Below are 22981 nucleotides of genomic sequence, written 5' to 3'. Positions count from 1 at the left end.
ATTCATAACGGTTTAGGTCTGGAGAAGGAATCTCTGAGACCTAAACCATTTTGCGTATATAACGAGCAGATACGCTTTCACTATTTTTTTAATCAAAATTCCGTCCATTGATGTTGTCAACACAAGCTGAAAGATTAAATTTCTCCTCTATTGTAAATAGAACGGAATATCCCGACTTTTTGGATATTCAGATTAAATCCTTCCAGGATTTTTTCCAACTAGAAACTAAATCTGAAGAAAGAGGTGATGAAGGGCTTTATAACACCTTCATGGAAAACTTTCCAATTACAGATTCACGTAATCAATTCGTATTAGAATTTTTAGATTACTTTGTAGATCCACCAAGATATGCCATTGAAGAGTGTATTGAAAGAGGACTTACTTACAGCGTTCCGCTAAAGGCCAGGTTAAAGTTATATTGTACGGATCCTGAACATGAAGATTTCGAAACCATTGTCCAGGATGTTTACTTAGGAACTATTCCTTACATGACGCCCAGTGGAACTTTTGTTATTAACGGTGCCGAGCGTGTAGTAGTATCGCAGTTACACCGTTCGCCGGGAGTATTCTTCGGGCAGTCGTTCCATGCTAACGGGACAAAATTATATTCAGCAAGGGTTATTCCATTCAAAGGATCGTGGATTGAGTTTGCTACAGATATCAACCAGGTAATGTACGCCTACATCGATAGAAAGAAGAAGTTACCGGTTACTACACTTTTCCGTGCTATCGGGTTTGAGCGTGATAAGGATATCTTAGAAATTTTTGATTTGGCCGAAGAGGTTAAAGTATCAAAAACAGGTTTAAAAAAATACACAGGCAGAAAATTAGCGGCGCGTGTGCTTAACACATGGCACGAAGATTTTGTTGATGAAGATACAGGTGAAGTAGTATCTATCGAGCGTAACGAAATTGTTTTAGATCGTGATACGGTTTTAGATAAAGACAATATCGAAGAAATTATCGAAGCCGATGTAAAAACCATTCTTTTACACAAGGAATCGAACGAGCAAGGTGATTACGCCATCATCCACAATACGCTACAAAAAGACCCTACCAACTCTGAAAAAGAAGCGGTAGAGCATATCTACAGACAATTACGTAATGCCGAGCCGCCCGATGAGGAAACTGCTCGTGGTATTATCGATAAATTATTCTTTAGTGACCAACGTTACTCTTTAGGGGAAGTAGGTCGTTATAGAATGAACAAAAAATTAGGTCTTGATATCGGTATGGATAAGCAAGTGCTTACCAAAGAAGATATCATTACCATTATAAAATATTTAATCGAGCTGATCAACTCTAAAGCTGAGATTGATGATATCGATCACCTTTCTAACCGTCGTGTGCGTACCGTAGGTGAGCAGTTGTCACAACAGTTTGGTGTTGGTTTAGCACGTATGGCACGTACCATCCGTGAGCGTATGAACGTTCGCGATAACGAGGTATTTACACCAATCGATTTGATTAACGCGAAGACTCTTTCTTCAGTAATCAACTCGTTCTTTGGAACAAACCAGTTGTCTCAATTTATGGATCAAACCAACCCATTGGCAGAGATTACGCACAAGCGTCGTCTTTCTGCACTTGGGCCTGGAGGTCTATCGCGTGAAAGAGCTGGTTTCGAGGTACGTGACGTTCACTATACACACTACGGTCGTTTATGTCCTATTGAAACACCTGAAGGTCCAAACATTGGTTTGATTTCTTCACTTTCGGTTTTTGCCAAAGTAAATTCAATGGGCTTTATCGAAACACCTTACCGTCCGGTAGAAAATGGTGTTGTTGATATTAAAAACGAACCAATCTATTTAAGTGCAGAGGAGGAAGAAGAAAAGTTAATCGCACAAGCTACCGTTCAGGTAGATGACGAAGGAACTATTCTTCATGATAAAGTAATTGCACGTATGGAAGGTGACTTCCCGGTAATTGATCCAAAAGAGATTCATTATACCGATGTAGCGCCAAACCAAATTTCATCTATTTCGGCGTCTTTGATTCCGTTCTTGGAGCATGATGATGCGAACCGTGCCTTGATGGGATCGAACATGATGCGTCAGGCCGTTCCATTATTGCGTCCAGAATCACCTATCGTTGGTACTGGATTGGAGCGCCAAGTGGCTTCAGATTCGCGTGTATTGATTAATGCTGAAGGTGACGGTGTTGTAGAGTATGTTGATGCCAAAGAAATTCGTATCAAATATGATAGAACCGAAGACGAAGCTAAAGTTAGTTTCGACAGCGATGTGAAAGTTTACCCATTGGTAAAGTTCAGAAAGACTAACCAAGGTACGTCAATAAACCTTAAGCCTATTGTGGTTAAGGGCGATAAAGTAGCTAAAGGACAGGTATTGTGTGAAGGTTACGCTACCCAAAAAGGGGAGTTGGCACTTGGTAGAAACATGAAAGTAGCCTTTATGCCTTGGAAAGGGTATAACTTTGAGGATGCTATCGTGATTTCTGAAAAAGTGGTTCGTGAAGATATTTTCACATCTATCCATATTGATGAATATTCTTTAGAAGTAAGAGATACTAAACTAGGTAACGAGGAGTTGACTAACGATATTCCTAACGTTTCGGAAGAGGCTACAAAAGACCTTGACGAAAATGGTATGATTCGTGTTGGTGCCGAGGTAAAACCTGGCGATATCCTTATTGGTAAGATTACTCCAAAAGGAGAGTCTGATCCAACTCCTGAAGAAAAATTATTACGTGCCATTTTTGGTGATAAAGCTGGTGATGTAAAAGATGCATCGTTAAAAGCTTCGCCGTCGTTAAATGGTGTTGTAATTGATAAAAAATTATTTGCCAGAGCGGTTAAAGATAAGCGTAAAAGAGCACAAGATAAAGATGATATCTTGGCTTTGGAAGCACAATACGACAGAAAGTTTGACGAACTGAAAGATGTTTTGGTCGATAAACTTTTTGCCATTGTAAACGGAAAAACGGCTCAAGGAATTTATAACGATTTAGGTGAAGAAGTTTTACCAAAAGGTAAAAAATTCACTTTAAAAATGCTAAATGCTGTTGATGATTACGCACACTTGGTATCTGGAAAATGGACAACCGATGACCATACCAACCAATTGGTGGCCGATTTGATCCATAACTACAAAATCAAGGAAAACGACTTGCAAGGCGCTTTACGTCGCGAGAAGTTTACCATTTCTGTAGGGGATGAATTGCCATCGGGAATCATCAAATTAGCGAAGGTTTACATTGCTAAAAAGCGTAAATTAAAAGTAGGTGATAAAATGGCAGGACGTCACGGTAACAAAGGTATTGTTGCCCGTATCGTTCGTCAGGAAGATATGCCTTTCTTGGAAGACGGAACACCGGTTGATATTGTATTGAACCCACTAGGTGTACCATCTCGTATGAACATTGGTCAGATTTATGAAACCGTTTTGGGTTGGGCCGGACAAAAGTTAGGTCGCAAGTATGCTACACCTATTTTTGATGGTGCTAATATTGATCAAATCAATGCGCTAACAGACGAGGCAGGTATTCCAAGGTATGGACACACTTATCTTTACGATGGTGGTACTGGTCAGCGTTTCGATCAGCCAGCAACCGTTGGTGTGATTTACATGCTGAAATTAGGACACATGGTTGACGATAAGATGCACGCGCGTTCTATCGGACCTTACTCATTAATTACGCAGCAACCATTGGGTGGTAAAGCCCAGTTTGGTGGTCAGCGTTTTGGTGAGATGGAAGTTTGGGCACTTGAGGCTTATGGCGCATCGAGTACCTTACGCGAGATTCTAACTGTAAAATCTGATGATGTTATTGGTAGAGCCAAAACTTACGAAAGTATCGTTAAGGGAGAACCAATGCCAGATCCAGGATTGCCAGAATCTTTCAACGTATTAATGCACGAGTTGAAAGGTTTAGGTTTGGATATTAGATTAGAAGAGTAAAATTTTTAACGGTTGTTAGTTGTTTGTTGGTAGTTGTTAGAACCAGCAACCAACAACCAACAGCCAACAACTAATTCAAAAGAAATGGCAAGAAAACAAGATAAAAATACAGTAAAGAGGTTTAATAAAATCTCGATTGGTTTAGCTTCACCAGAGTCTATTTTAGCAGAGTCTAGAGGCGAGGTTTTAAAACCAGAGACCATTAACTACCGTACGCACAAACCAGAGCGCGATGGTTTGTTCTGCGAGCGTATATTCGGCCCTGTAAAGGATTACGAATGTGCCTGTGGTAAGTATAAAAGAATCCGTTATAAAGGTATTGTTTGCGACCGTTGTGGAGTAGAGGTAACCGAAAAGAAAGTACGTCGTGATAGAGTAGGGCATATTAATTTGGTTGTGCCAGTAGCACACATTTGGTATTTCCGTTCTCTACCAAACAAAATTGGTTATTTATTGGGCTTACCATCTAAGAAATTAGATATGATTATTTACTACGAGCGTTATGTAGTAATTCAGCCTGGTATTGCCAAAAATGAAGAAGGTGAGCCATTGCAAAAAATGGATTTCCTTACGGAAGAAGAATACTTGAATATTTTAGAATCACTTCCGCAAGACAACCAATATTTAGATGATTCAGACCCTAACAAGTTCTTGGCTAAAATGGGTGCTGAGTGTTTAATCGAGTTGTTGGAAAGAATTGATTTAGAATCATTATCATACGAATTACGCCATAAAGCCAACACCGAAACGTCTAAACAACGTAAAACTGAAGCGTTGAAGCGTTTGCAAGTGGTAGAGTCTTTACGTGAGTCGAACCAAAATCGTGAAAACCGTCCAGAGTGGATGATTATGAAGGTTATTCCAATCATCCCGCCAGAATTGCGTCCATTGGTGCCGCTTGATGGTGGCCGTTTCGCGACTTCAGATTTGAATGATTTGTACCGTCGTGTAATCATCCGTAACAACCGTTTGAAAAGACTGGTTGAAATTAAAGCTCCGGAAGTAATTTTACGTAACGAAAAACGTATGCTTCAAGAGTCGGTGGATTCATTATTCGATAACACACGTAAATCATCTGCGGTAAAAACAGATTCTAACCGTCCGTTAAAATCATTATCCGATTCCCTAAAAGGTAAGCAAGGGCGTTTCCGTCAAAACTTATTGGGTAAACGTGTAGATTACTCGGCACGTTCGGTAATTGTTGTAGGACCTGAATTAAAATTACACGAATGTGGATTGCCTAAAAACATGGCAGCCGAACTTTACAAACCTTTCGTTATTAGAAAATTAATTGAAAGAGGTATCGTAAAAACGGTAAAATCTGCAAAGAAAATTATAGATAAAAGAGAGCCTGTGGTTTGGGATATCTTGGAAAATGTTCTTAAAGGGCATCCAGTATTACTAAACCGTGCGCCTACGCTTCACCGTTTAGGTATTCAAGCGTTCCAACCTAAATTAATTGAAGGGAAAGCGATTCAATTACACCCATTGGTCTGTACGGCATTTAACGCCGATTTCGATGGTGACCAAATGGCGGTGCATTTACCACTTGGGCCAGAGGCTATTTTAGAGTGCCAGTTATTAATGTTGGCTTCTCACAATATCCTTAACCCTGCGAACGGTTCGCCGGTAACAGTTCCTTCTCAGGATATGGTTCTTGGTCTTTACTATATGACCAAAGAGCGTAAATCAACTCCAGAAGTGCCAATTAAAGGTGAAGGTTTAACATTCTATTCTCCAGAAGAAGTAGAAATTGCTTTCAATGAGAAAAGAGTAGACTTGAACGCAGGGATCAAGGTAAGAACCCTTGATATTAATGAAGAAGGAAAGCTGGATAGAATGATTGTTGAAACTACTGTTGGTCGTGTGTTGTTTAACCAACATGTACCTCAAGCTGCTGGTTTCATCAATAAGGTATTGACCAAAAAATCGTTGAGGGACATTATTGGTGATATTTTAAAGGTAACTTCGGTTCCTGAAACAGCCGAGTTCCTTGATGCGATTAGAACTTTAGGTTTCCAATTTGCTTTCCAAGGTGGTCTGTCATTCAGTTTAGGTGATATTATTATTCCGCCGGAAAAACAAGATATGATCGATAAAGCCAATGGTTTGGTTGACGGTATTACCGGAAACTATAACATGGGTCTTATCACCAACAACGAGCGTTACAATCAGGTGATTGATATCTGGACTTCAACGAATGCTGAATTGACCGAATTGTCTATGAAGCGTATTCGTGAAGACCAACAAGGATTCAACTCCGTGTTTATGATGCTTGATTCTGGAGCTCGTGGATCTAAAGAACAGATTCGTCAGCTTACCGGTATGCGTGGTTTGATGGCTAAGCCGAAAAAATCGAATGCTGGTGGTGGCGAGATTATTGAAAACCCTATTCTTTCTAACTTTAAGGAAGGTCTTTCAATTTTAGAATACTTTATTTCAACGCACGGTGCACGTAAAGGTCTTGCGGATACCGCACTTAAAACGGCCGATGCCGGTTATTTAACGCGTCGTCTGGTAGATGTATCGCAAGATGTTATCATCAATACAGAAGATTGTGGAACGTTGAGAGGTGTTGAAGTAGAGCCATTGAAGAAGAATGATGAAGTTGTTGAAACTTTAGAAGAAAGAATTGTTGGCCGTGTATCATTAAACGATGTGCATAATCCATTAACTGATGAGTTATTGGTTAAAGCTGGTGAGTTGATTGATGATAGAATTGCTAAGAATATCCAAGCGTCTCCGCTAGAAAGAATCGAAGTGCGTTCACCATTAAGCTGTGAGGCTTTACAAGGTATCTGTGCGAAGTGTTACGGACGTAACTTGGCCACTGGAAAAATGGTACAACGTGGTGAAGCTGTTGGTGTAGTTGCCGCCCAATCTATTGGTGAGCCTGGTACACAGCTTACATTACGTACATTCCACGTAGGTGGTATTGCGGGTAACATTTCAGAAGATAACAAGTTAGCTGTTAAGTTTGACGGTGTTGCAGAAATAGAAGATTTGAAAACCGTTAAAGGTCAGGACGGTGAAGGTAACGAAATTGATATCGTTATTTCTAGAACCTCTGAACTTAAATTGGTTGATAAGAAAACAGGTATTGTTTTAAGTAACAACAACATTCCTTACGGTTCTACGCTTCATATTAAGAATGGGCAAGAGCTTTCAAAAGGAGATGTAGTTTGTACCTGGGATCCATATAACGGTGTAATTATTTCAGAATTTGCTGGTAAAGTGAAGTATGAAAACATCGAGCAAGGGGTGACTTACCAAGTAGAAATTGATGAACAAACCGGTTTCCAAGAAAAGGTAATTTCAGAATCCAGAAATAAAAAGCTGATTCCTACACTTCATATTGAAGATAGCAAGGGAGAAACCATCCGTTCGTACAACTTACCGGTAGGTTCTCACTTAATGATTGACGATAACGAGAAGATTAGCGTAGGTAAGATTTTAGTTAAGATTCCACGTAAATCGGCCAAAGCTGGTGATATTACGGGTGGTCTTCCACGTGTAACCGAGTTGTTCGAAGCACGTAACCCATCCAACCCAGCAGTTGTAAGTGAAATTGATGGTGTGGTTTCTTTCGGAAAAATCAAGCGTGGTAACCGTGAAATTATAGTAGAGTCTAAACTTGGAGAGGTTAAGAAATACTTGGTGAAACTTTCAAATCAAATTCTTGTTCAAGAAAACGATTATGTAAAAGCCGGTATGCCGCTTTCTGATGGTTCGATTACGCCTAACGATATCTTGGATATTAAAGGTCCATCTGCCGTACAACAATACTTGGTTAACGAAGTACAGGAAGTTTACCGTTTACAGGGTGTGAAAATTAACGATAAGCACTTTGAGGTGGTTGTAAGACAGATGATGCGTAAAGTTAGAATCATTGATTCTGGTGATACGATTTTCTTAGAAGATCAATTGGTTCACAAGGCCGATTTCATTCAAGAAAACGATGAAATTTTCGGAATGAAAGTTATCGAAGATGCTGGCGATTCTGTTAAGCTTAAAGCCGGACAGATTATTTCACCACGGGAATTGAGAGACGAAAATTCTATTTTACGTAGAGAAGATAAACAATTAGTAGTGGCCAGAGATGCCAAGCCTGCAACGGCTACGCCAATATTGCAAGGTATTACCAGAGCATCGCTACAAACTAAGTCGTTTATCTCTGCAGCATCGTTCCAGGAAACCACTAAAGTACTTAACGAAGCCGCTGTAGCCGGTAAAGTAGATACTTTAGAAGGTTTGAAGGAAAATGTGATTGTTGGGCACAGAATTCCAGCAGGTACAGGTATGAGAAGCTATTCTGATATCATTGTTGGCTCTAAAGAAGAGTTTGACGAAATGATGCAGGTAAAGCAAGAATTAAATTATAATTAATAGATATTCCCGCGAAGGCGGGAATCTATAAATCACAATAAAAGCCTTCAAGTATTTATTACGTGAAGGCTTTTTTATTAAACATTAAAATATTATGGCAGACGAAAAAGACCAACCAAAACAAGGTCAAATCAATATAGAATTGGATGAAAAAGTGGCCGAAGGCACATATTCCAACTTAGCAATCATCAACCATTCGGTATCTGAATTTGTGGTAGACTTTGTAAATATTATGCCGGGCGTACCTAAAAATAAGGTAAAATCGAGAATTATTTTAACACCACAGCATGCCAAACGTTTGTTGAAAGCTTTGGGTGATAACGTTGCCCGTTTTGAAAATGCCCATGGTGAAATTAAAGATTACGAGCAACCGCCCATTCCATTGAATTTTGGCCCTACAGGGCAAGCTTAAATTAAAAATTTTATTGAATTTTAAGCTATTTCTAAAGGTTGCTCGAAATGTTTCATAGAGCAACCGCCCATTCCATTGAATTTTGGCCCTACAGGGCAAGATTAATTAAAAGTATCAAGGAAACTTTGTTTCTGTTTTATAAAGGCAAAAAAAGCCCTTGTTTTAATAAGCAAGGGCTTTCTTAGCTTTTTGTTTTTCTCCTTTTGAAACTTTAACTGGTGTGTTTTTATAATGAAATTTTAAAGCACCAGTGGGGCATCGGTTTACTTGTTCCTGAATAGTTTCAGCTGGTGCGCCCTCGAGGTCTACCCATGGGATAACAGAGTCCATAAAAACTTCAGGAAGTTCTTTGTAGCATCTGCCAGAAAGTTTGCAAATGCAAGGGTCGTAAGTTACAGTAATCTCTTTATTACTGAATTTGTTTGCATTAATTTCCATAGTTTAAGCAATTTGGGGACGATTTAGTTGATACTTAAAGTTATTAAACACTTTCATAGAATCCTTAAAAAATCGTTCAAAAATTAAAAACAATAGTTAATTAGAAAATAGACTTCGGTAAAGGTTGTTTTTTAGTTAAATTCTGATACAAAGTGAAACTTTAGGCTCGGGTATTTCTGTTGGCTCATTTGTAAAGAAAATGGCGAATCGGCTAAAAAGACCAATTGTCCATGTTTGTCTTTTGCCAAAAAGCGTTGTTTTACCCTTAAAAAGTCTTTGTATTCTTCGCTTTTTTCATCTTCGGCTTCAACCCAACACGCTTTGTAAACGTTTAGGTTTTCGTAAGTACACTTGGCGCCGTATTCGTGTTCCAATCGGTATTGGATTACTTCGTATTGCAGGGCACCTACGGTTCCGATTACCTTTCGGCCATTAAGATCTAATGTGAAAAGCTGTGCCACACCTTCGTCCATTAATTGGTCGATGCCTTTGTAAAGCTGTTTCGACTTTAATGGATCAGCATTGTTGATATACCTAAAATGCTCAGGCGAAAAACTGGGTATTCCTTTATAGTTTATTTCTTCACCTTCGGTTAGGGTATCACCAATTTTAAAGTTTCCGGTGTCGTGCAAACCAACAATATCTCCGGGGTATGATACATCAACAATTTCTTTTTTCTCTGCAAAAAAGGCATTGGGGCTCGAGAATTTCAGTTTTTTGTTGTGCCTAACATGCAGGTAAGGCTTGTTACGTTCAAATTTACCTGATACTATTTTTACGAATGCCAATCGGTCTCTGTGGTTCGGATCCATGTTGGCATGGATTTTAAACACAAATCCAGTGAATTTATCTTCATTTGGCTCAACCAATCGCTCTTCGCTTTGTTTAGGGCGTGGTTTGGGAGCAATTTCAACAAAGCAATCCAACAGTTCTCTAACACCAAAATTGTTCAAGGCCGAACCAAAAAACACGGGTTGTAAATTCCCTTTCAAATAGTCGTCTTTATCAAATTGTGGGTAAATACCTTCCACTAATTCAATTTCTTCACGTAGCGTGTTAGCGGCTTTTTTACCCACCAATTTATCCAGTTCGGGCGAGGATAAATCGGAAATTTCAATGGTTTCCTCAATATTCTTACGGCTGTCGCCACTAAATAAATTGATGTTCTTTTCCCAAATATTGTAAATGCCTTTAAAGTCGTAACCCATCCCAATCGGGAAGCTTAAAGGCGCAACGGTTAATCCTAGTTTTTGTTCAATTTCATCCAAAAGGTCGAACGCATCTTTTCCTTCGCGATCCAATTTGTTGATAAAAACAATCATGGGGATGTTGCGCATACGGCAAACTTCAACGAGTTTTTCGGTCTGTTCCTCAACCCCTTTCGCCACATCAATCACTACGATAACGCTATCAACAGCAGTTAACGTTCTAAAAGTATCTTCAGCAAAATCCTTGTGACCGGGCGTATCGAGAATGTTGATTTTAATACCATCATATTCAAAAGCCAACACCGAAGTGGCCACCGAAATACCACGTTGGCGTTCAATTTCCATGAAATCGCTCGTGGCTCCCTTTTTTATTTTATTGCTTTTTACGGCACCCGCTTCCTGAATCGCGCCACCAAAAAGAAGCAATTTTTCGGTTAAAGTGGTTTTACCAGCATCGGGATGCGAAATGATACCAAAAGTTCGTCTGCGTTGTATTTCTTTTAAAAAACTCATAACTGTTTTACAAATGGGTTGCAAAGATACTATTTATTAATACAATAGAAACCTATGTATAGTGTACTTTTTCGGCTTCTTTTGTGAAAGATTTGTTAGCTATAAAATGTAGGTTAAAATCGTTTAAATTGTAATTATTTATGATGTATTACGTTGAAAAAACAACATTTAATTTGTATTTGTAAGAAATATGTGTTTTTTTTAACTTGTGTTATTCGTACTAGAATAAAAATCCTTTTGGATTTTAAACTTAGTTCTAGATCATTTTAACTTCTCTCTATCCGTATTTAAGACTAAGGTTTTTTGTTTTAAGCAATTGATTTCTTTCTGTTTAGTGTTTTTGAGTGACACTAAATAGAGAAATACAAAATATAGTTAAACCCAAACCTTTTTCATTATGAACAAAACTACCTACACAAGTTCTTTACTTGTTAAATTTTCAAAAAAAACAAAGCCCATAATCGTTTTTATGGCGTTAATTTTAATGCTCTCTGTAGCTTCAAATGCAATAGCTAATCATAAAAATGAAGCTATTAGCAATTTTATTCCACCGGTTACAGTGCCCTGTAATACAGATTTGCCGGTACCGATTACATCATTAAACTATTCCGATTTATCGGTTTCCACCAATACAACAGGTATTTGTGTTGTTGGTTGTGGTATTGCTGATGAAGACAATATGATTGATACTGATGAAGCAAATTCAGCTAGTGTTTCAACCTTAATAGGTTTGGGGGTTACCCATACCATTAGGGTTACCGATAACACGGTCGATGAGTTTTATACAGCAGGTAGTTTTGCAGGTTTTTTAATAGAAAACAGCTCGGTGCTTCAAGCCGACTTGCTGGATGCCGTTGTGGTAAGAACGTATTTGGATGGTGTAGAACAAGAAAGTAACACCAGTGCATCTTTAGCTGCAATAGGGAGTGCCTTATTAGGTGCCAATCAGTATTATGTGGGTTTCCATACAACTGAAAATTTTGATGCTATTGAAATTTCCATCTCAAGTTTGGCAGGAGTGTTGTCCACAACAAATGTGTATCATGCCGTAACCAATAGTTTTTGTGCGGGACCAGTTTTGCAGTGCAACGTGCCAACCCTTTTGGCTAAACCCGATTTTTCTGCAAGAATAGTAGAAGAACATACTGGAATAGGTGGAGTATTAAGTGTTGGTAGTGTAATTGATGCCAATAATGCTATAGATTCCAACGCTAATACCTTTGCCAGTATTGATTTTACTGCAGGTGTGTTGGCAACCGGTAATTTGGCTGTAAAAGATGAGTTGGTAGATTATCCAGAAGGTACTTATGCTGGGTTCGATATAGAAAATACATCTGTTTTAAATTTAGACTTATTAGAAGGGGTTACCGTAACAACCTACCTAGATGGCGTTTTGCAAGAAAGCCAAACAGGTAATGATGAGCTATTGTCGGTCGATAGTGGCCTATTGTTTACGGGAACACAACGTTGGCAAGTAGGTTTTGTTTCAACTTTGGCTTTTGATGAAGTTCAACTTAGTATTCAGCAAACTCTTGCTTTAGATTTAGGAAGTACTAGGGTTTATGGTTTGGTGCTGCAATCCTTTTGCGAAGGTACATTAGAATGCAGTACAGCAACAGTATTAAATAACCCATCGCAACCTGTAATTATTAATAGTGTAAATACGGGAGTGGATGGTTTAGCATGTGTAGGTTGTGAGGTAGGCAACACCACACATGTTATTAATGAAAATAATACTGATTTTGCTTCTATAAATCTAACAGCAGGAGTTGCTAATACGGCTTCAATTGGAGTTAAAAATGTGTTGGAAACCTTCCCTTCAAGCAGTCACGCTGGATTTGTAATTAGAGATACCAATGATTTATTGCAGGTCGATTTGTTGAACTCTTTAACCGTTACAACTTATTTAGGTGGTGAAGAACAGGAATCAGAAACAGGAAGTGGGCTTTTAGCTTTAGAAGCTTTAGGGCTGGTAGAGATAACCCCATCATCAACCGATGGTTTTAGTTTAGTTGGTTTTAGAACCACCACGGCATTCGATGAGTTGCGTTTAACCGTAGGTTCGCTTGTAGGGGTTGTTAATAGCTTAGAGGTTTATGGGAGCTATGTAGATAAATCCATTATTATTGAAGGTACGGTGGGAAGTGAGACCGCAATCGGTGCTTCCGACGGAACAATTTCTGTAAGTGCAGAAGGTGGTACGCCACCTTATTCATATTCATGGAGTCCAGGCGGTCAATCTACCCCGTCAATTTCTGGACTATTAGCGGGAACTTACTCGGTAACGGTAACCGATGCAGAAGGCTGCCAATCTACCGCCGAGTTCATTATATATACCGATGGTGTTCAATATCCTGTGCCCTGTAACACAGAAAATCCTGTGCCGATAACCCATGCTGGATTTACCGATTTAACCGTTACAGAAGATACCAATGGTATAGCCGCAACGGGCTTGGATAATATTAACGATGCCGATGTAACAAATTATGCCGAGATTTCAACAACGTTGGGTTTAGGTGTGTACCATACTATTTCAGTAACAGATAACACGGTAAGCGAATTTTTTGAATCTGGAGGCTATGCAGGGTTTTTGATTGAAAACAGTGCTTTGCTTAAAGTAGACTTATTAAATGCCATAACCGTAACAACTTACCTCGATGGCGCTCAGCAAGAAACCAACACAAGTACTTCACTTATAGCTTTAAATAGCCCAATTTTGGGTTCGGGCCAATCATATGTTGGGTTTTATTCCACTATGGATTATGATGAAATTGAAATTTCAATTGCCAGTTTAGCCGATGTATTGTCAACAACAAGAATATATCATGCCGTAACCAGTAGTTTTTGTCCAGGCCCAGATTTAGAATGCAATACGGTAACCAGACTCACCAAACCCAATTTTCCAGTTCGCGTAGTTGAAGAACATACAGGAACAGGTGGTTTGTTAACATTGGGCGGCGTAAACGATATTAATAGAGCTATAGATTCCAACCCTAATAATTATGCCACTATCGATTTATTGGCAGGTGTAGCAGGAACAGCCTCTATTGCTTTTAAAGATGAACTTACCGATTACCCTGCAACTACTTACGCTGGATTCGATATTGAAAATGCCTCTGTTTTAAGCACCGATTTACTTGATGCTATAACCATAACCACCTATTTGGATGGTGTTCAGGTGGAGTCTAAAACGGGCACTACCGAATTGGTGCCTGTAGATTCAGGTTTATTGTTAACCGGAAGTCAATCTATACGTTTGGGGTTCATTACAACCCAACCCTTTGATGAGGTGCAATTGTCATTAAATCAATTGGTGTCTTTAGATTTAGGAAGCACCCGTGTTTACGGTATGGTTTTACAATCGTTCTGCCCCGGAACCATTAATTGCGACGAGCCTTATGTGCTTTCAAACCCAAGCGATTCGGTAATTATAAATAACGATAACACCGGAACCGATGGCATTGCGTGTGTGGCTTGTGAGGTCGACAATGCAGTAAATGCCATTTCTGAAGATACTTCTGATTTTGCATTAATTAACATTGTGGCCGGTGTAGCTGGAACAGCTTCCATTTCGGTACAAGATGTCCTTACCGATTACCCTGTCGGTACTGAAGCAGGTTTCGTCATTAGAGACACAAACAATTTATTACAAGCAGATTTATTAAATGCTTTAACCATCACAACCTATTTGGATGGTGTTCAGCAAGAGCAACAAACAGCTAATAATTTATTGGCTTTAGAGGCTTTGGGGCTGGTAAATATAACACCAACTACAACCGATAGTTTTTATGTTGTAAAGTTTACTACTACCCTAAGTTTCGACGAGGTGCAATTAACGGTTGGTTCTTTAGTTGGGGTGATAAATTCTATTGAAGTTTACGGTGCTTATATCGATACCACCAATACAACATTCTGTGACCAAGCAGAAATTGCTTTAGTAAAACAAGGTGTTGTTAACGATGAAAACGGAGATGGCTGTACCGATGTAGGTGAAACCATAACTTATACTTTCACTTTAACTAACCAAGGCAACATCAGCATAAACACGATAGTTATAAACGACCCTCTTCTGGGCGGCAATATAGCAGCTGTCCCAACAGGCGATAATGGCGATAATATGTTGGGGGTTAATGAAACATGGGTTTATACCTTAAACTATACTATCACACAAGATGATATCGATGCTGGCTCGGTAACCAATCAGGCCACCGTAACTGGAACAAGCACGGGAGGAGACCCTGTAAGCGATTCCTCAGACGATGATAGCATTACGGAAGATGACCAAACAGTAACCCCACTATGCCAAGAAGAGGCCATAGCGCTTATAAAGCAAGGAAGTGTTAATACGGCCGAGCCAAGTGGTTGTGCTGTTGAAAATGACACTATAGATTTTGTATTTACGGTTACCAATGAAGGAAATACAACCCTAACATCGGTAAGTTTAAGCGATCCGCTGTTGGGCGGTGCCATTGCAGCTATACCGACAGGCGATGACGATGGCAACGGTGAATTGGATGTAAACGAAACTTGGGTGTATTCAGTACCTTATACCATTACAAGCGGAGATATAACAAATGCGGAAGTGGTTAACCAAGCTTTGGTAGAAGCCATAGGCGTTTCAGGAAATCCGGTAACAGATTTATCAGATGATAATAGTGTTTTGGAAGACGACAGCACTACCGTCGATTTGTGTCAAACACCTGCCATTGCTATCATAAAAACAGCAACTTTAAATGATGCCGATGCCGATAATTGCAGCGATGCCAGTGAAACCCTTACCTATACATTTACGGTAACTAACCAAGGTAATACAGGCTTGCAAAATGTGGTTTTAACCGACCCAATGTTTCCAAACGCAGGAGATATTAGCTTAGATTCTGGTGATTTAAATACAGATAATATTTTAGATGTAGGCGAGATATGGGTGTTTACAGCCAATTATACCTTAACCCAAGCAGATATCGATTTTGGGTCAATAAGTAATCAGGCAAGTGTTAGTGGGGAGTCTTCGTTGGGAGTTGTTGTATCTGACCTATCGGATAACGATAATATTACAGAAGATGATACAACAGTAACTACCTTATGTCAATCAGCAGATATCGCTCTTATAAAAACAGGCATTTTCAACAATGCCGATGGCGATAGCTGTAGCGATGTGGGCGAAACGATAACTTACACCTTTACGGTGACTAACCAGGGCAACGTAAGTATTGCTAATGTTGTGCTGGACGACCCGATGTTGGGCGGGGCCTTGGCCTTGTCTTCTGGCGATACCGATACCGATAACGAGCTGGACGTTACCGAAACGTGGATCTATACTTCCAATTATACGATTACCCAAACCGATATCGATGCGGGGGCCGTGAGCAACCAAGCCACCGTAACCGGAACGAGTAAGGGCGGTGTCAATGTGAGCGATCTATCGGATGACGATAGCATTATTGAAGACGAAAACACAGAAACGACCTTGTGCCAATCGGCCAATATAGCGCTTATAAAAACAGGCGTTTTCAACGATACTAATGGTGATAGTTGTAGCGATGTGGGCGAAACGATTACTTATACATTTTCGGTGACTAACCAAGGCAACGTAAGTATTGCCAATGTGGTGCTGGACGACCCGCTATTGGGTGGGTCTATAGCACTGTTATCAGGTGATGATGATGCCGATAACGAGTTGGACGTTACCGAAACGTGGATTTATACTTCTAATTACACGATTACCCAAACCGATATTGATACCGGTTCGGTAAGCAATCAGGCCACGGTAACTGGAACAAGTACGGGGGGGGCAGATGTGAGTGACCTATCGGATGACGATAGCATTTTGGAAGATGATATTACAGAAACGGTTTTATGCCAATCGGCCAATATAGCGCTTATAAAAACAGGTGTTTTAAACGATACCAATGGCGATAGTTGTAGCAATGTGGGTGAAACGATAGCTTACACTTTTACGGTGACCAACCAGGGCAACGTAAGCATTACCAATGTGGTCTTGGACGACCCGCTGTTGGGCGGAACCTTGGCTTTGGCCTCTGGCGATACCGATGCCGATAATGAGTTGGACGTTATCGAAACGTGGATTTATACTTCAGATTATAGCATTAACCAAGCAGATATCGATACCGGGGTGGTAAGCAACCAAGCTACAGTAACCGGAACTGGAGCAAGCGGATTAAATGTCAGCGATTTATCGGATAACGACAGCATTATTGAAGACGAAAACACAGAAACAGCCTTGTGTCAATCTGCCGGTATTGCTCTAATAAAAACAGGTATTTTCAATGATGCCGATAATGATAGTTGCAGCGATGTAGGCGAAACGATAACTTACACCTTTACGGTGACTAATCAAGGCAACGTAAGCATTGCCAATGTGGTGCTGGACGACCCGCTATTGGGCGGAACTTTGGCCTTGTCTTCTGGCGATACCGATGCCGATAATGAGTTGGATGTTGCCGAAACATGGATTTATACTTCCAATTATACGATTACTCAATCTGATATTAGCATTGGATTAGTGAGCAATCAGGCCACTGTAACGGGAACAAGTGCAGGTGGTGTAGGTGTTAGCGATTTATCAGATGATGATAATATTGCTGAAGACGATACTACTGAAACGACCTTATGTCAATCCTCGGATATCGCCTTAATTAAAACAGCAATATTCAACGATACCAATAATGATGGTTGTAGTGATGTGGGCGAAACAATAACCTACACCTTTACGGTGACTAACCAAGGAAACGTGAGTATTGCCAATGTGGTATTGGACGATCCGTTGTTGGGCGGAGCCTTGGCCTTGGCCTCTGGCGATACCGATGCCGATAATGAGTTGGACGTTACAGAAACTTGGATATATACTTCCGATTATACAATTACCCAATCCGATATCAATATGGGATTAGTAAGCAACCAAGCAGTGGTTGTTGGTACAAGTACTTTAGGTGTTGATGTTAGTGATTTATCGGATGACAATAGTATTTTGGAAGATGATACAACTGAAACACCACTTTGTATCCCTAGTGCCATTTCACTTGAAAAAGTAGGCGTGTTCAACGACGAAAACGGTAGTGGCGCAGTACAGGTTGGCGAAACCATAACTTATACATTTACGGTGTATAATACAGGGAAGGTAACTCTTTATAATATCAACATTCAGGATCCTCTTCCCGGAATTGTAATACAAGGTGGTCCTATTGCCCAATTGTTATCTGGAGAGTCAGATAGTACAACATTTACAGCCGTTTATACCGTAGAGGAAGGAGATTTATTTGATTTAACAGTGACTAACCAAGCGACTGTAACTGCAGAAGATGTTTTGGGCAATCCAGTAACAGACACTTCAGATGATCCTAATAATTTGGAAGATATAGATATAAATAATGATGGCGAACCCGACGACCAAACCGTAATTAATTTACCGGGCATTTTGGGGGCCAATTTTGAAATCTTCAATGGTATTACTCCAGATGGTGACGGGTTAAACGATTTCTTTTTAATAGAAGGGATAGAAAATTACCCAGATAACACCCTTAAAGTTTACAACCGTTGGGGTGTGTTGGTTTACGAAACCGAAGGGTATGGTATTAATGGTAAGGTGTTTAGAGGTTTGTCTGATGGGCGAGTAACGGTCAATAGAAACGAAGAGTTGCCTACTGGAACTTACTTCTACATTTTAACACGCCGAGGAACCAATCAAGACCCCTTAACTAACCAAGGATATTTATACATTAAAAGAAAATAAACCCAAACTACCATGAAATATTATTTAATACTACTCTTATTGCTTATGAGTGTAAGCATAGGATATTCACAGCAAGACCCACAATACACGCAGTATATGTACAACACGCAGATTATTAATTCTGGTTATATAGGATCAAGAGATGCGTTGGGTTTCGGTTTGCTGTACCGAACGCAATGGGCCGGATTTGACGGTTCCCCAAAAACAGGAAGTTTCACCTTTAATACTCCTTTGGGCGACCATAAACGAAATGCTTTAGGGGTTTCAATTGTTAGCGATAAAATAGGTCCTTCAAACAATACTGTTTTTGTGGTAGATTATGCCTATTCGCTAATACTGGCCGAAAATTCTAGGCTGTCATTTGGTTTAAAAGGGGGGCTCGACTTTCTTGATATCGACTACTCTAGGCTGAATCTGGCCGATGATAACGACCCACATTTTGGACAAAATGTAGATAAAAAAGTGCAGCCACAAGTGGGGGCGGGTATTTATTACAATACAGATAGAATGTACTTGGGGTTATCCGTTCCAAATTTTTTAAACTCTAAGCATTACAACTCGGACAATATAGATGGTGTTGATGCTGAGGTTTTGGCAGTAGATCGTTTGCACTATTTTTTAATAGCTGGTTACGTGTTTGATATTAGCGATAATATAAAATTTAAACCTGCTACCATGTTTAAATGGGTAAGTGGTTCGCCTTTACAGGCCGATGTTTCTGCTAATTTTTTGTTCAATGAGAAATTTACCCTTGGGGCGGCCTACAGGTGGGATGCTGCCATTAGTGCCATGGCCGGATTTCAAATTAACAACCAGTTGTTTATAGGTATGGGGTACGATTTTCAAACCACCGACATTGAAAAGTATAGTGACGGTTCTTACGAAGTGTTCTTAAGGTTCGACCTATTTAACAAAACAGAACGTATACTAACCCCAAGATTTTTCTAAACCTTCAGATTATGAACATTACTACAAATAAATATACATTGTACCTTTTCACCATTCTTTTTAGTCTGAATACCTTTGGGCAAATAGGCAAAGTAGAAAAGGCAAATGAAAAATACGATAAATACGATTATATCGATGCCCGAAAAATTTACTTAAAAGTGGTCGATAATGGTTATCGCTCTGCTGAAATTTATCGAAAACTGGGTGATACCTATTACTTTAACAGCGATTATAGTGGTGCGGCCAAATGGTACTATCAAATCACCAAGGAGTTTCCGGAAGAAGCGGAAACCACTGACTATTTTAGGGCGGCCAAATGCTTTAAAACCATGGGGGAACTGGAAGAATCAAAAAGACTGATGGATATATACAAAGCAAAGGGTGGAACAGCTATAAACGTGAGTACCTACGAAAACATAGCCGATACCTTGTTTAAAAAACGTGTTCAGGATAAGGTATTCGAAATAGAAAGAATAGCGGTAAACACTAATTATTCAGACTTTGGCCCGGCGTTTTATGGTGAAAACTTGGTGTTTTCATCCAGTAGCGGTTCAATGGGGACTTTCGAGAGTAAGTCGGTCGATTTATCCGGCTGGGACAATCAACCGTTTTTAGATCTGTACCAAGCTACTCCCAATGAAGATTTAAACTTGGTAAACGCAAAAGCCTTAAAAGGCAATGTAAATTCACCATACCACGAGTCAACAGCTGTATTTACTAAAGATGGTAATACCATGTATTTTACCAGAAACAACTATTTAGACGGTAAAAAAAGAAGGGATAAAGACCACGTTATAAGGCTGAAAATTTTCAAGGCAACCAAAACAGGCGATACTTGGGGAAATATAATAGAACTGCCTTTTAACGACGATAGTTATTCCGTAGGCCATCCAGCATTGAACCCTAACGAAGATAAGTTGTATTTCGCTTCCGATATGCCCGGCACCTATGGTATGTCAGATATTTGGTATGTTAAAATATTGGGAGAAGATATTTATAGCAACCCTGTAAATATGGGCGATGTCATTAACACGCCCGCTCGCGAAACGTTCCCTTTTGTTAGTGACGACAAAAACCTCTATTTCTCTAGTGATGGCCATACAGGAATGGGAGGCTTGGATATTTTTGCGGCAAAATTAACTGAAGATGAAGATGGACATGGTGAGATTTCAACATTTTCCGCTCCAATAAACAGCTCTAAGGACGATTTTAGTTTCATTATTAAAGAAGGTAGAATAGGCTATTTAGCATCCAACAGAGACGGTGATGAGGGGAGTAAAAGCGACGATATTTATCAAATATGGGAACATTGCGAAATTGTAATACAAGGCCCGGTGACCGAAGAAAAAACAGGAAACCTCATTCCTGGAGCAGAAGTCACACTAATTGATTCAAATAATGAAGAAATTGAAACCCTAGTTGTTGGAGATGATGCCATCTTTACCTTTACCTTAAATTGTAACGAACAGTATTTGATCAGAGCAAAAAAGGAAGGTTACGACCCAAAAGAACAGGTAATAGAAACACCGAAAAACCCAAAAACCATAGAGATGCCCATTACTTTAAATATCCCTATGAATTTGAAACCGACCGATTCTTGTCCGCCAAACGATTTAGGTTGTAGGTTAACGCTTCAACCCATTTATTTTGATTATGATAAATCAAATATTCGCCCAGATGCAGAAATAGAACTGGCTAAAATTCTAACAGCTTTAAACGAATACCCCACATTAAAAATTCATATAGAGTCTCATACCGACTCTAGAGGGCGCGATGCCTACAACCTTAAACTGTCTCAACGTAGGGCACAATCCACCATGCAGTGGCTTTACAACAAAGGTGTAGGTAAAGAAAGGCTCTCGGCCAAGGGTTATGGTGAAACCCGATTAATTAATAGCTGTTCCAATGGAGTGGAGTGTACCGAAGATGAACACCAATTAAACAGAAGATCGATGTTTATAATTTTAGATTAAAACAATCGATAAACCCTGTCTGTTTTGTATTTTTGTTGTTCTATGAAAAAAGAAGAACAAGTAATACTGGTAAACGAAAAGGACGAACAAATTGGATTAATGGCCAAAATGGAAGCGCACGAAAAGGCATTGCTGCATCGTGCGTTTTCTGTGTTTGTGTTTAATGATAAAAACGAGTTGATGCTTCAGCAACGTGCCTTGCACAAGTATCACACACCAGGGCTATGGACCAATACTTGTTGTAGCCACCAGCGCAACGGCGAAAGCAATATTAAAGCCGGAAAACGACGCCTCATGGAAGAAATGGGCTTTGTTACCGATCTTGAAGAGTCGATTTCTTTTATTTATAAAGCCCCATTTGATAACGGATTGACCGAGCACGAATACGACCATATTTTACTCGGAAAGTACAACGGCGAGCCTAACATCAATCCCGATGAAGTGGCCGCTTGGAAATGGATGGCTTTGGAAGATGTGAAAACCGATATCGCCAAAAAACCGGAAAACTATACGGCCTGGTTCAAAGTGATTTTCGATAAATTCTACGAACACATAAACATAAAGCAATGAGGGTTACAGTAAGTAGGAAAGCACATTTTAATGCGGCCCATCGGCTGTACAGGCCCGATTGGAGCAATGAAAGGAATGAGGCGGTTTTTGGAAAATGCAACAACCCTAATTTTCATGGGCATAACTACGAACTTATTGTGAGCGTAACCGGAGCGATTGATGAAGAAACGGGCTATGTGGTAGATATGAAAATACTAAAGGATATTATTAGGACGGAAGTAGAAGAAGCTTTCGACCATAAAAATTTAAATCTTGAAGTTGAAGAATTTAAAACACTAAACCCTACGGCCGAAAATATTGCCGTTGTCATTTACAATAAAATAAAACCCCATTTAGAGAAAGAACTCGATTTGGAAATCACCCTTTACGAAACCCCTCGTAATTTTGTGCGTTTTTCTGGGGAATAGTTCTGTTCTTGGCTGGTTGTTTTTCGGAATTGATAAAACTTCTCATTATAAAATCCAACCAATAATTATTATAAAAAAGCACAGTATTGCTGTTGAATAATTACCTATTTTTGTCTAAATTTTAAATACTATAAAAATGGCAAATGTTAGAGACCTTAAAAAAGATATTAATTACGTTTTAGGCGATATTATAGAATCTGTTTACGTTTGGGAATATTCCAATACAGATAAAGGTACCGAAAAAAGTGGAGCGATTATAGACGAGGCTATTGAAAGTTTTGATGAGTTGATGGCCAAAGTAAATGCCAAAAACATTGAAAATCCTAAAGCGCATTATAACGCCGTGCGAAACGAATTGGAGGCTAAAGGAAACGCCTTAATTGAAAAGATAAACAAGCTTTAAAATTTTTTAACGGATTGCTTGCAGATTTAATTTTTGAGATTATATTTGCA

The 22981-nt window shown here is 39.5% G+C and carries 11 protein-coding genes; 9 read left to right on the top strand and 2 right to left on the bottom strand.

The features are described 5' to 3' along the window. Positions 1-110 precede the first annotated feature (110 nt). The 3 genes from rpoB (at position 111) to ABI125_12745 (ending at position 8721) form a co-directional block, all read left to right on the top strand. Positions 111-3923: a DNA-directed RNA polymerase subunit beta gene (gene rpoB / locus ABI125_12755; GenBank protein ID XCF05589.1), complete on the top strand. Its 3813-nt coding sequence runs from the start codon at positions 111-113 to the stop codon at positions 3921-3923. 84 nt (positions 3924-4007) lie between these two features. Further along, the gene (gene rpoC / locus ABI125_12750) at positions 4008-8309 is read left to right on the top strand and encodes a DNA-directed RNA polymerase subunit beta' (protein XCF05588.1); all 4302 of its coding nucleotides are present in this window, start codon (positions 4008-4010) and stop codon (positions 8307-8309) included. Positions 8310-8403: 94 nt separating this feature from the next. Then, positions 8404-8721: a DUF3467 domain-containing protein gene (locus ABI125_12745; protein ID XCF05587.1), complete on the top strand. Its 318-nt coding sequence runs from the start codon at positions 8404-8406 to the stop codon at positions 8719-8721. Positions 8722-8883: 162 nt separating this feature from the next. On the opposite strand, the gene ABI125_12740 is transcribed toward ABI125_12745, so the two are convergent. Both ABI125_12740 and ABI125_12735 read right to left on the bottom strand, forming a co-directional pair. Then, positions 8884-9159, bottom strand: coding sequence for a (4Fe-4S)-binding protein (locus tag ABI125_12740; protein ID XCF05586.1), 276 nt, complete (start codon positions 9157-9159; stop codon positions 8884-8886). Positions 9160-9290: 131 nt separating this feature from the next. Continuing rightward, positions 9291-10880 (bottom strand): peptide chain release factor 3, encoded by a 1590-nt coding sequence (locus tag ABI125_12735; protein XCF05585.1) that lies wholly within the window; start codon positions 10878-10880, stop codon positions 9291-9293. Between the two features lie 469 nt (positions 10881-11349). Here ABI125_12735 and ABI125_12730 point away from each other — a divergent pair, with 469 nt between their 5' ends. The 6 genes from ABI125_12730 to ABI125_12705 all read left to right on the top strand — a co-directional run bounded on the left by ABI125_12730 (position 11350) and on the right by ABI125_12705 (position 22931). Continuing rightward, positions 11350-18630 (top strand): gliding motility-associated C-terminal domain-containing protein, encoded by a 7281-nt coding sequence (locus ABI125_12730; protein ID XCF05584.1) that lies wholly within the window; start codon positions 11350-11352, stop codon positions 18628-18630. Positions 18631-18642: 12 nt separating this feature from the next. Beyond that, positions 18643-19578, top strand: a complete 936-nt coding sequence (locus ABI125_12725) for a type IX secretion system membrane protein PorP/SprF (GenBank protein ID XCF05583.1) — start codon at positions 18643-18645, stop codon at positions 19576-19578. A gap of 11 nt (positions 19579-19589) precedes the next feature. Then, positions 19590-21551, top strand: a complete 1962-nt coding sequence (locus ABI125_12720) for an OmpA family protein (protein XCF05582.1) — start codon at positions 19590-19592, stop codon at positions 21549-21551. Between the two features lie 42 nt (positions 21552-21593). Further along, positions 21594-22121 carry an isopentenyl-diphosphate Delta-isomerase gene (gene idi / locus ABI125_12715; GenBank protein XCF05581.1) on the top strand — a complete coding sequence of 176 codons (528 nt, stop codon included), beginning with the start codon at positions 21594-21596 and terminating at the stop codon, positions 22119-22121. Further along, positions 22118-22528 carry a 6-carboxytetrahydropterin synthase gene (locus ABI125_12710; GenBank protein ID XCF05580.1) on the top strand — a complete coding sequence of 137 codons (411 nt, stop codon included), beginning with the start codon at positions 22118-22120 and terminating at the stop codon, positions 22526-22528. The genes idi and ABI125_12710 overlap by 4 nt, the downstream gene beginning before the upstream one ends. A 136-nt stretch (positions 22529-22664) precedes the next feature. Beyond that, positions 22665-22931, top strand: a complete 267-nt coding sequence (locus ABI125_12705) for a hypothetical protein (protein ID XCF05579.1) — start codon at positions 22665-22667, stop codon at positions 22929-22931. Positions 22932-22981: the final 50 nt, after the last annotated feature.

The sequence above is a fragment of the Tamlana crocina genome, from assembly GCA_040429635.1.
Classification (GTDB): Bacteria; Bacteroidota; Bacteroidia; order Flavobacteriales; family Flavobacteriaceae; genus Flavisericum; species Flavisericum crocinum.
This window is presented reverse-complemented; position numbering and strand designations above follow the sequence as displayed.